The sequence below is a fragment of the Streptomyces xylophagus genome, from assembly GCF_000716435.1.
GTDB lineage: Bacteria > Actinomycetota > Actinomycetes > Streptomycetales > Streptomycetaceae > Streptomyces > Streptomyces xylophagus.
The window spans coordinates 1-446 of sequence record NZ_JNWO01000143.1 but is presented as its reverse complement, the minus strand read 5'-3'; the positions used below and the strand labels follow the sequence as shown (position 1 = coordinate 446).

Here is a 446-nt window from a genome sequence, read left to right as displayed (position 1 = left end):
GATCAGCGACGGGTTGGCTCAGATCGGTCGCGCGGTCGGGGACGTGTTCATGGACCTTTCCGACAACGCCACGAGCGGCGCGGACGCGCTCCGGTATCTGTTCGCGATCATCGAGGGTGGCATCCGGGTTGTCGGCGCCGTGGTCAACGGGCTCGCCGAGCTGTGGCAGTGGAGCGCCATGTTCTCCTCCGCGACCTCCGGTGACTGGGGTCGCCTGACGTCGCTGGTCGCCGGTGAGATGGACGTCGGGAACGCCGCCGAGGATGCCGCCGGTGACCTGCAGAATCTCGGTACCGAGGCGTTGACGCTGGAGGAGCGGCTCGCCGAGTTGAAGACTGCGTTCGACGAGCTGTTCGGCGCGCAGATGTCGATCGACGAAGCCACGATCCGCTATCGGCAAGGCATCCGCGACCTCAACGAGGAACTGACCAAGGGCGCCCGGACCC

1 protein-coding gene is annotated in these 446 nt (G+C 66.8%); it reads left to right on the top strand.

Annotated elements, in window-relative coordinates; genetic code table 11:
• Positions 1–49 precede the first annotated feature (49 nt).
• On the top strand, positions 50–446 hold a 397-nt coding region (locus OO70_RS50695), incomplete at its 3' end, for a hypothetical protein (protein ID WP_158711695.1).